This window comes from Protofrankia sp. CiP1_Cm_nod3 (genome assembly GCF_982290655.1).
The window spans coordinates 1-10,861 of record NZ_CEVIVD010000080.1; the positions used below are offsets into that span (position 1 = coordinate 1).

Genomic DNA, 10,861 nt, shown 5'->3' on the forward strand with positions numbered 1-10,861 from the left:
GCCGGCGTCCGTGCCGGCGTCTTCGGCGCCGGGAGCGCCGGTGCTTCCCCCGGCGCTGCCGGCGGAGCCGCCCCCGGGGCCCTCGCCGAGGCAGTGTCTGTCGAGGGCGTCCCAGATGTCGGTCAGGCCGAGCAGGCTGCCGGTGACGACGAACGCGCGGGCGCACTGGACCGTGTCCGCACCGGTCAGCTCCCGCAGGCGGTGCAGGAACCCGGCCCCGACCCGGTCGATGATCGAGTTGGCGAGCCGGGACGCGACGATCTCCCGGCGCAGCGGGTGACGGCCGAAGTGCTCGCGCAGCACCGGCCGCAGGGACGCCGGCAGGTAGGCGTCCAGGACGGGCTCGAGCGCCGGGTCGTCGGGCAGCGGCGAGTCCAGCAGCGCGCGGGTCACCGTCCGTTTCGCGTAAGCGTGCAGGATCGCGATCTCCGGCCGGGTGTAGGTGCGGCCCGCGGCGACCCGGGTGGTCAGCTCCTCGGCGTCCGGCAGGGTCTCGACGCCCAGGTCGAGCTCGCCGGTGTCGACCAGGTGCTCGACGAACCTCGTCAGCCCGTCCGCCGCGGTCACGACGTGGCGTTCCGCCGCGCTCAGCGCCAGGGCCTGGCGGGCGCAGTCGACCAGGACCGCCCGCACGACGCCGCCGGTGGCGGCGGCCAGCAGCTTCTCGCGTTCGGCCCGGTCGATCGCGCCCGTCCCGATCGCCAGCTCAAGGCCGATCTTGATGTTGACCTCGCGGTCGGAGCAGTCGACGCCGCCGGAGTTGTCCACGAAGTCGGTGTTGCAGCGCCCGCCGCGCAGGGCGAACTCGATCCGGGCGGCGTCGGTGAGGCCGAGGTTGCCGCCCTCGGCCACGACCCGGCAGCGCAGCTGCCGGGCGTCGACCCGCATCCCGTCGCGGGCCTTGTCCCCGACCGAGGCGTGCTCCTGCCCGCTGGCCTTCACCCAGGTGCCCACGCCGCCGTTCCACAGCAGGTCGACCGGCGCGCGCAGGATCGCCCGGACCAGGGCGTCGGCGGGCAGCGTGTCGTCGCCGACACCGAGCAGCTCCCGGACCGGCTCGGTCAGCTCGATCCGCTTGGACGACAGCGGGAAGACGCCCCCGCCGGCCGACAGGGCGCCGCGGTCGTAGTCGTCCCAGCCGCTCGACGGGAGCGACGCCAGCCGCCGGCGTTCGGTGAACGACCGGGCCGGGTCGGGGTCGGGGTCGAGGAAGATGTGCCGGTGGTCGAAGGCGGCCACCAGCCGCAGATGACGGGAGAGCAGCATCCCGTTGCCGAAGACGTCCCCGGACATGTCACCGATGCCGACGACGGTCAGGGGCTCGCGGTCGGCGTCGACACCGAGCTCGGCGAAGTGCCGGCGCACCGACTCCCACACGCCGCGGGCGGTGATGCCCAGCGCCTTGTGGTCGTACCCGCTGCGGCCACCGGAGGCGAACGCGTCGCCGAGCCAGTAGCCGTTCGTCGCCGCCACCTGGTTGGCCAGGTCGGAGAAGCGGGCCGTGCCCTTGTCGGCGGCGACGACCAGGTAGCTGTCGGGCCCGTCGTGGCAGACCATCCCCGCCCGGCGGTGCGTCTCGCCGTCGGCCCGGTTGTCGACAAGGGCCAGCAGCGCCTCCATGAACCGCGTGTAGCAGGCCTCGGCCAGCCGGGCGAGCTCCCCGGGCTCCGCCGGTGGACGGCGCAGCACGAACCCGCCCTTGGCCCCGTCCGGCACGATGACGGCGTTCTTGACCCGCTGGGCCTTCAGCAGGCCGAGGATCTCGGTCCGCAGGTCCTCCTGACGGTCGGACCAGCGGATGCCGCCGCGGGCCAGCAGGGTGCCGCGCAGGTGCACCGCGTCGAACCGGGGGGAGCTGACGAAGATCTCGGCCTCCGGCCGCGGCCGGGGCAGCCACGGCAGCCCGGCCGGGGCGAGCTTGAAGGCCAGCGCGTCCCCGCCGCCGCCCACCTCGTCCCCGCGGCCCTCGTACCCCTGGCCGTAGCCGGCGTGGACCGTCCGCTCGGCACGCTCGGAGGGTGCTCGGCCGGCTCCCGCCGCCCGGTCGGGCAGCGGCCGCTGGATCTGGATCCGATCCGGCGCCGATCCGGGCGCCGAGCCGGGGGCTGCGTAGAACGTCGTCCGGACGACCGCGAGGACGACGTCGCGCAGCCGGCGCAGGACCGTGTCGTCGTTGATGCCCGTCACCCACCCGAGCGCGTCCTCCAGCGCGGCGTGCAGCCGTTCGGCGTTGTCCGGGTCCGCCCGCAACGGATCCATCCGGGCGTGGAAGAGCGCCACCAGGTCGTGCGCGTAGGACGGGTGGGCGGTCAGGACGCGGTGGGCGTAGCGCCCACCCAGCGACGTCCCGGCCAGGCGCAGGTAACGGAACAGCGCCCGCAGCAGCCGCACCTCACGGGCGGTGAGCCCGGCGGTGAGCACCAGCGAGTCCAGGCTGTCGCTGTCGACGTCCCCGAGCGCGAGACCGCCCAGGACGTCGCGCAGCCCGTCCATCTGCTTCAGCGCCGCCTCCGCCAGCTCCGGGGAGACGATCATGTGGTACTCGTCCAGGCTGGCCATGCCCCCGTCCGGGCCCGGACGGCTCGGCAGGCAGCGGTGGGTCCGCGCGCGCAGGCCCAGGTTGGCCAGCACCGGTATCACGTCGGCGATCGGCGGCTCGTGCGCCTGCCAGGCGAGCCACACCGCCAGCGTGGCGGTCCCGTCGTCGGTGCGGGCGGCGGCGAAGCCCGGCTCCCCGCCCTGGGCCAGCCCGGCCAGGGCGGTCTCGGCGCCCGACAGGGTGCCGTCGTGGAGGAGCCGGTAGCTGCGATCAGACGGGCGTACCACCCTTTCAGCATCGCCAGAAATGCCGGGCAGCGCACTCCGGCACACCGCGCGGCCGGCTGACCCGCTCCTTGCGCTCCGGTGTCCGCGACGCGACGTCACCGAAATACGCGAACATCGTGCACCAGGCGGTGCCGCCTCTGCGAAACTGACCCGCCATGGACGCTGTGATGCTGGTCGGTGGGCAGGGCAGCCGGCTGCGCCCGTTGACGATGTCGGCACCGAAACCGATGCTCCCGGTCGCCGGGGTGCCGGTGACCGCCCATATGCTCGCCCGCGCCCGGGACGCGGGGATCACCCGGGTCGTCCTCGCGACCTCGTACCGGGCCGAGGTGTTCGAGGAGTACTTCGGGGACGGCGCCGCCCACGGGCTGGAGCTGGAGTACGTCACCGAGGCCGAGCCGCTGGGGACCGGCGGCGGGATCCGCAACGTCGCGTCGAGGCTGCGCGGCGGCCCGGACGACCCGGTGGTCGTCTTCAACGGTGACATCCTCTCCGGGCTGGACATCGCCGCGCTGGTGCGGCGTCACCGCCAGGCCGGCGCGGCCGTCACCCTGCACCTGACCGAGGTCGACGACCCGCGGGCGTTCGGTGTCGTCCCCACCGACGCCGACGGCCGGGTCACCCAGTTCCTGGAGAAGACGCCCGACCCGCCGACCAACCGGATCAACGCGGGCTGTTATGTGTTCCGCCGGTCGGTGATCGACAGCATTCCGGTGGGACGCCCGGTCTCGGTCGAGCGGGAGACCTTCCCCGGGCTGCTGGACGCCGGCCTCCTGGTGGTCGGCTACATCGACAGCACCTACTGGCTGGACCTGGGCACGCCCGACGCGTTCATCCGGGGCTCCCGGGACCTGGTGACCGGGCGGATCGCCTCCTCGGCGCTGCCGGGGCCGGTGGGTGACTGGCTGGCGCTGCCGGGCGCCGCCGTCGCCGTCGACGCCAAGATCGGCGGGGGCACGGTGGTGGGTGCCGGCGCGACGGTGGGTGCCGGCGCCACCGTCGACGGCGCGGTGCTCTTCGACGGGGCGGTGATCGGCGAGGGTGCGACCGTGCGCACCTCGGTGGTGGGTGCCGGCGCGGTCGTCGGGAACAGGGTGTCGCTGGACGGGGTGGTCATCGGTGACCGCGCGCGGATCGGGGCCGGCAACGAGCTGCGGGCCGGCGCCCGCGTCTTCCCCGACGCGGTGCTGACCGCGGGCGCGATCCGCTTCAGCTCCGACCGTGTCTGACCGGCGTCTGACTGAGCGTGCCTGACCGGCCGCGCCCGACTGGCCGTGCCTGACCGGCCGTGCCCGACCGGCCGGGGCGGGCCGGCCGGCGGCGTCCACCCGTGCCCTGCCCGTCCGTGCCCTGCCCGCGGCGCCCCGAATCCCGCCCTGAGGGGGCCGCCCAGCGTGCCCCGGATGCCTGCCCGGGGACCCCGCTTCAGGGTGCCCCGGGCCCTGTCCGGAGCGCTCAGCGCGGCACCGCGGGACCGGGCGCGGCGGACGTCCCCGGAGCGGGGGCCGCCCCGCCCGGTGCGGGAGCCGCGCCCGCGGTCAGTGCGGCCACCGTGCCCGCGATCGTCGGGCTGAGGTTGAGGGTGCCGCCGGCGGCACCCGACTCGGCCGCGGTGGGGGAGTCCCAGGTCGCGCCGGCGGCATTCGGGTTGGCGTGGGTGGACACGAACTCCTTGATGGCGGCCTCGGAGACGGTCGCGCATCGCTGGGTGCGGTCCCAGGCGGTGAGGACGAAGTGCTTGTCCCCGGGGAAGTCGCCGCGCTCCCAGGGCACCGCGATGAACCGGTTCCCGGCGTTCTCGGCAGCGGCACGCAGCGCCGTGACCTGGTCGTCGGCGAGCTTCGGGTCGTACCAGCCGATGACGAAGCCGTGTTCGAGATTGTGCACGGCGCGCTCGATCCGCAGTTGCGGGATGCGCTCGTAGAAGCGGTAGGCGTCCGGCAGCGGGTCGGCGTCATGGTTGCCGGACGACGGCGGGGCCGCGTCGTAGCTGACGGTCTCGTTCGCCGCGACATGGGTGTTGCCGCGCGGCGCGTCGTTGACGACTCCGGTGCACCCGGCCGCCGCCGCGGCCTTGCTCGCCGCCGCGACATAGCCGACCTTGTGGGTCTCGTTCTTCGACCTGTTGTCGAGCACGGCGTAGATGATGATGCCGGCCAGCACCGCGAGCAGGACGACACCGGCGGAACCGTAGATCAGCCAGGAACGGCGCCGCTCCTGGCGCCGTTGTTCGCGCCGGAGCGCCTCCAGCCGTGCGTTGCGTTCCGCGCTCTTCTTACCCACGGCGCACCATCCTACGAAGGTCCGAATATCACGCTGTACCCCGTCCTGGCCACGAGGTCCCGGTCACGGGAGCCAGGTCACGGGAGCCAGGTCACGGGAGCCAGGTCACGGGGTGCGGTCCCGGTCACCTGGCCCGCCCGTCCGCCCGTCTGTCCGCCCGGCGGCCCGGGCCGCGCGGCCCGGGTCATCTGGTGACGACGAACGGCGTGACGTCCCGCGGCGGGCGCGGCTCGGGCGGGCGTGCCGGGTGGCCGGCCCCCACCGCGCCCATCGGCTGCCAGTCCGCCGGCAGGCGCAGCACCTCGCGGACCACGTCCGGGCAGAACAGGGTGCTCGACACCCAGCACGACCCCAGGCCCTCCGCGGCCAGGCTGACCAGCATGTTCTGCACGCCGGCCCCCATCGCGACCAGGAACATCCGCTCCTCGGCGGCGGCCCGCCGGCGGTCGGGATAGCCGTGGGCGCCGTCGGTGACCAGGCAGGGCACGACCAGGACGGGCGCCCGGCGCAGGACGTCGCCCCGCCCCAGCCGGCGGGTGACCGCGGCCGGGCCGAAGCCGTCCGCGCGCAGGTCCGCCGCCCACGCCTCGGCCATCCGCGCCAGCAGCTCGTCGCGGGCATCGGTGACGACCACGAACCGCCACGGGGTCGTGTGGTGCGGGGCCGGGGCGGTCACGGCGGCGGCGAAGGCGCGCTGGAGCGCCCGCGGGTCCACGGGCGCGTCGCTGAACTCGCGGACCGTCCGCCGGGCGGTGACCGCCGAGCGCCGGGCCTCGGCGGTGCCGAGCCGGAACATGTCCTCCGCCGCCGGGCGGACCAGCGCCCGGGCCCCGCGACCGTCGTCGGTGAGCGCGCGGAAACCGCGCACGAGCGCCACCGGCGCCCCGGAAAGCTTCCGTTTGACCAGGTCAGCCGCGGCGGCCAGCTCGTCCGCCTCGGCGATCTCGGTCATGCCCAGCTCGTTGCCGTACGGGTCGACGTCGCCGATGTGGCTGCGCAGCGCGGCCAGCCCCGCGACACCGATCGCGTGGTCGGTCAGGCCGGCCCGCCACGGCCGGCCGGCGGTGTCGCTGACGACGACGCCCACGGACACGCCCAGGCGGGCCCGCAGGCCGTCGACCAGGGCCCGCGCGCTCGCGTCCGGGTCGAGCGGCAGCAGGGCGATCTCGTCCTTGCGGACGTTGGACGCGTCCACCCCGGCGCCCGCGAGTACGAAACCGTGCCGGGTCTCGACGATGCGGGTCGGCCCCCGGGCGGCGACCTCGCGGACGGTCTCGGCTTCGATGGCGGCCAGCCGCGTGGCCTCCCGGTCGCCGCCCGCGGGGACCAGCCGTCCCTCGGCCTTTGAAATGATCTTTGAGGTGACGACGAGGATGTCGCCATCGCGTAACGTGACATTCTGAGCGGCGAACGCGGTCGCGATGATCGCGGCGAGGTCGTCGCCGGCGCGTATCTCGCCGATTCCCGTGACGGCGGTGACGGACAGTGATTCAGACACCGGCAAGCTCCAGGGCCGCGCGGACGATCCCGATGGTCGCGTCGATGTCCGTCATCAGCAGCGGCCTGGCCTTCACCGTGACGCCGGGCACCTGCGCGCCGGTGTCGGCGGTGTCGACCAGCCAGCCGTCGAGAATCCCGCCGGTATCGGCGCCGGCCGTGCCACCGCCGGCCCCATGGCTGCCAGCCCCAGCACCGCCGGCCCCATGGCTGCCAGCCCCAGCACCACTGGCCCCACCGATCGCGTCGCTGCCGGCCGTGCCATCGATGGTCTCGCCGGTGCCGGCCTCGCCGCCACCCTCACCCGTGGCGGGGGTACGGCGGGCGCCGTAGTGGGCGCCGACCGCGGCCGCGGTGGTGGCCACGCCGATCGCGCGCAGGCAGGCGTCCGCCATGCCGCGCACCGGGGCCCCACCGATGATCGGGGACACTCCGATGACGGGCGCGGGTGTCGCGGCCAGCGCCGCCCGCAGCCCGGGCACGGCGAGGATCGACCCGATGGACACCACCGGGTTCGACGGTGGGAGCAGCACGACGTCGGCGTCCGCGAGCGCGTCGAGCACCCCCGGCGCCGGCCGCGCCCGCTCGGCCCCGAGCGAGATGATCTCCTGGGCCGGGGTGGCGGCGCGCATCCCCAGCCACCACTCCTGGAAGTGCACGGCCCGCCGCCCCTGGTCGGTATCGACGACCACGTGCGTCTCGACCCGGTCGTCACTCATCGGCAGCAGGCGCAGCCCCGGCTGCCACCGCCGGCACAGCGCCGCGGTCACGTCGGTGAGCGAGTAGCCGGCGTCGAGCATCCGCGTGCGGACGAGGTGGGTGGCGAGGTCGCGGTCACCGAGCCCGAACCAGGCCGGGCCGACGCCGTAGGCCGCCAGTTCCTCGGCCACGGTGAACGTCTCCGCCTCCCGGCCCCAGCCCCGTTCGGTGGAGATCCCCCCGCCGAGGGTGTACATGACCGTGTCGAGGTCGGGACAGATGCGCAGGCCGTGCAGGGTGATGTCGTCACCGGTGTTGCCGATCACCGTGATGTCGGCGTCGGGCAACGCGGCCCGCACACCGAGCAGGAAACGGGATCCCCCGATGCCGCCCGCGAGCGCTGTGATCCTCACCGCGCCCTCACGTCCCGCGCACTCACGCCCCGTGACTGTGTCACCGTTCGACCCTATCCGCATGCCGTCACCGGTGACGGCCGGGCCGGCCGCCGCGGGCACCGCGGGCCGCGTCCCAGGGCCGCCGGCTCCTCGCGGCTGCCAGGCCCGGACAGGTGCCCGGAGCGCGGGAACCGGACCGCGAGAACTCGCGGAGACCGGCAAAAACCTATGGCCGCGGGCTCGTCGGCCGGGACGGTGGGGTGGTGGGCGGTGGAGAGGTGCCGGCCTCGGCCGCGCGGTGGTGGGTGGTGAACGCGGCCAGCAGGTAGCGCACCAGGCTGCTGGTCGGCCGGGTAGGAGCGGGATCGGCCAGCCCGCCCTCGATGGTGGCCACGACCGTGTCCGCGGCGATGTCCTGTTCCGTTGCGTCGACATGGTCGGCGACCGTGGCCAGCGCCAGGTCGTGCAGCCAGGAGCGCAGCCGTTCGTGGTACTCCATCACCATCGGGGAGTGCGGCGCGCGTTCGGCCACACAGGGATGCAGGGAACGCCGGCGCTCGACCGAATCCAGGGCCGCGAACAGCTTCTGCGCCGGATCGCCGTCGAGCGCGTCGATGCGGTCGACCTCACCGTCGAGCAACCGGTTGAGGACGGCGGCGAAGGCGTGGTCCTTCGACCGGAAATACCAGTAGACGGAGCCCGGCTCGATGCCCGCGGCCCGGGCGATTTCAGCGACGGAGGTGGCGGCGAAGCCGCGGGCGAGGAACTGCTGTTCGGCAATGGCCAACAGCGCGTCTATTCGCTCCTCGCGTGGGACCTCCTGACGGTTACGCGGCACCTGATCAGCCTAACGACCGGCGCTGCCATCGGTGTGCGGAAGGTCCCCGCGGCGATGGCACGTGATGGATGTCAACGGTTGTCGCCCGTTATCGGTGTATCCACCCGTCAAGGTCGCCATTTGTCCGGTCCGCTCCGTCACGCCAAGTTGTGATCTTGAAAAGATGGCGGATCGTATTGGATGCGCCGTATCTCTTGATTCTGCTTAGAGAGCGTGGGGAGACTGGATGTGCCACCGACATGCGGTGCGGTAACAGAAAGGACGATTCATGTCCCAGCCGAAGCCGCTCGTGATGCGTCACAGCCTCGACGTCCTCACGGCGACGCTGGCCCGGGCGCTGGCCGACGCGCGCCATCCACAGGTCGAGGCCGCCACCCGTTCGCAGGTACGCCGTAACGCGGGCAGGTCCCCGGCGCCGCCGGACGACTTCGGGGCCCGGCGCTGTGACCGGCTCGTCGTCCGTACCCGGACATACAACATTCTTGGTGTCGCCGGCCGGCTGCGCGCCATCACCACCTGACTGACGCCACGCTGGCACCACCTGCTGACCCGGACACGTCCGGTAGAGGTACCCGGACGCGTCCGGATGCGATGGCCGCCGACGGCGCGAAGAACATGATCGTGCCACTGAGGGCCTCGCCCGGTATCTGATCGCTGGGATTCGGATGGGTAGATGACGAGATCGCGGGAGCCCGCGCAGGGCCCGTCCCGGAGTACGGACAGCGACGCCACACCGCCGGTGACGCGGAAGGCCGGACAGGAGGCCGGACAGGAGGCCGCGCGGCCGGTACGGCCGGCCGCCCGGCCGGGCCGCGGGCCGCGTGACCGAGCAGCCACCGGCGCCGGAGCCGGCCTGGCGCCCACGGGCTCGGCGCTGCGGCGCGCGCTGCGCCGGGCCCGCGACGGCGTGCCGCTCGACGCGGTGGAGGCGGCTGTGCTGATGACCGCCCGCGGGGACGATCTCGTCGACCTGTCCGCGTCGGCGGCGCGGGTCCGCGACGCCGGCCTGCGCTCGGCCGGGCGCCCGGGCGTCATCACCTATTCGCCGAAGGTGTTCATCCCCCTGTCCCGGCTGTGCCGGGACAGGTGCCACTACTGCACGTTCGCGACCGTCCCGCACCGGCTGCCCGCGCCCTACCTGAGCCTGGACGAGGTCATCGGGATCGCCCGCGAAGGCGCGGCGGCGGGCTGCGCGGAGGCGCTGTTCACCCTGGGTGATCGTCCGGAGGAGCGCTGGCCGGCGGCGCGCCAGTGGCTGGACAGCCACGGCTACGACTCCACCCTCGGCTACCTGCGGGCGGCGGCCATCGCCGTCCTGGAGGAGACCGGGCTGCTGCCGCACCTGAACCCCGGGGTGCTGTCCTGGCAGGAGCTGGCCCGGCTCAAGCCGGTCGCGCCGTCCATGGGCATGATGCTGGAGACGACCGCTACCCGGCTGTGGTCCACCCCGGGCGGCCCGCACTACGGCTCGCCCGACAAGGAGCCGGCCCGCCGGCTGCGGGTGCTGGAGGACGCCGGCCGGCTGTCGGTGCCGTTCACCACCGGCCTGCTGCTCGGTATCGGCGAGACCTACCTGGAGCGCGCCGAGACGCTGTTCGCGATCAGGGCGGTGGCCCGCCGCTACGGCGGCATCCAGGAGGTGATCGTCCAGAACTTCCGGGCCAAGGACGACACGGCGATGCGGGACGCGCCCGACGTCGGCGCCGAGGAGCTCGCCGCGGCGGCCGCCGTCGCCCGGCTGGTGCTCGGCCCGTCCCCGCGGCTGCAGGCGCCGCCGAACCTGGTCGACCCGGACGAGTGCGCGCTGCTGCTGGCCGCCGGCATCGACGACTGGGGCGGGGTGTCACCGGTGACTCCGGACCACGTCAACCCGGAACGCCCCTGGCCGGCGCTGGCGGCCCTGACCGCGGTCACCGCGGCGGCCGGCTTCACACTGCGGCCCCGGCTGACCGCCTACCCGCCCTACCTGGACGAGCCATGGCTGGACCCCAGGCTGCGCCCGCACGTGGCCGCGCTGAGCGGACCGGACGGCCTGCTGCGCGCGGGGGCGGCCGCCGTGGGCCGCCCCTGGCAGGAGCCGGACGGCGGGCTCGCCGACAGCGGCCGGGTCGACCTGCAGGCGGCCATCGACGTCGCCGGCCGCCGCGGCGACCGGCGGGCGGACTTCGCCTCGGTCTACGGCGACTGGGACGTCCTGCGCGCCCAGGTCAGCGCCGCGGGCACCGGCGCGGACGGAGTGATCGGCACAGGCGCCCGCGCCGTGCCGGGCGACGCCGTGCCGGGCGATCCGGCCGAGGCCGTGCCGGGAGGCACTGCCGCGCCA

General features: G+C 74.4%; 8 protein-coding genes. 3 read left to right on the plus strand and 5 right to left on the minus strand.

What is annotated here, in order from left to right:
• Nucleotides 1-2,826, minus strand: a 2,826-nt coding sequence (locus tag AC5LUJ_RS15570) for an NAD-glutamate dehydrogenase domain-containing protein (RefSeq protein ID WP_493465168.1), incomplete at its 3' end; no start/stop codon positions are given.
• A 155-nt stretch (nt 2,827-2,981) separates the two neighbouring features.
• On the opposite strand from AC5LUJ_RS15570, the gene manB reads away from it, so the two are divergent.
• Nucleotides 2,982-4,055: a mannose-1-phosphate guanylyltransferase gene (gene manB / locus AC5LUJ_RS15575; protein ID WP_250285640.1), complete on the plus strand. Its 1,074-nt coding sequence runs from the start codon at nt 2,982-2,984 to the stop codon at nt 4,053-4,055.
• A gap of 226 nt (nt 4,056-4,281) precedes the next feature.
• On the opposite strand, the gene AC5LUJ_RS15580 is transcribed toward manB, so the two are convergent.
• The 4 genes from AC5LUJ_RS15580 to AC5LUJ_RS15595 all read right to left on the minus strand — a co-directional run bounded on the left by AC5LUJ_RS15580 (nt 4,282) and on the right by AC5LUJ_RS15595 (nt 8,538).
• On the minus strand, nt 4,282-5,109 hold the full coding sequence (locus AC5LUJ_RS15580; RefSeq protein ID WP_250285639.1) for a thioredoxin-like domain-containing protein: 828 nt from the start codon (nt 5,107-5,109) through the stop codon (nt 4,282-4,284).
• Nucleotides 5,110-5,293: 184 nt separating this feature from the next.
• Nucleotides 5,294-6,607: a coenzyme F420-0:L-glutamate ligase gene (locus AC5LUJ_RS15585; protein WP_250285638.1), complete on the minus strand. Its 1,314-nt coding sequence runs from the start codon at nt 6,605-6,607 to the stop codon at nt 5,294-5,296.
• Nucleotides 6,600-7,718 (minus strand): 2-phospho-L-lactate transferase, encoded by a 1,119-nt coding sequence (cofD, locus tag AC5LUJ_RS15590; RefSeq protein WP_250285637.1) that lies wholly within the window; start codon nt 7,716-7,718, stop codon nt 6,600-6,602. The genes AC5LUJ_RS15585 and cofD overlap by 8 nt, the downstream gene beginning before the upstream one ends.
• 208 nt (nt 7,719-7,926) lie before the next feature.
• Nucleotides 7,927-8,538, minus strand: coding sequence for a TetR/AcrR family transcriptional regulator (locus AC5LUJ_RS15595; protein ID WP_250285636.1), 612 nt, complete (start codon nt 8,536-8,538; stop codon nt 7,927-7,929).
• A gap of 268 nt (nt 8,539-8,806) precedes the next feature.
• On the opposite strand from AC5LUJ_RS15595, the gene AC5LUJ_RS15600 reads away from it, so the two are divergent.
• A complete protein-coding gene (locus AC5LUJ_RS15600; RefSeq protein ID WP_250285635.1) occupies nt 8,807-9,058 on the plus strand; it encodes a hypothetical protein in 252 nt (83 codons plus the stop codon).
• 153 nt (nt 9,059-9,211) lie between these two features.
• Nucleotides 9,212-10,861: 7,8-didemethyl-8-hydroxy-5-deazariboflavin synthase CofG (cofG, locus tag AC5LUJ_RS15605; RefSeq protein ID WP_493465169.1), on the plus strand; the 1,650-nt coding region annotated here is incomplete at its 3' end.

Excerpts from the sequence above, each read along its gene's own strand:
- manB (WP_250285640.1), top strand. The coding sequence starts at position 2,982 with ATGGACGCTGTGATGCTGGTCGGTGGGCAGGGCAGCCGGCTGCGCCCG.
- AC5LUJ_RS15600 (WP_250285635.1), top strand. The coding sequence starts at position 8,807 with ATGTCCCAGCCGAAGCCGCTCGTGATGCGTCACAGCCTCGACGTCCTC.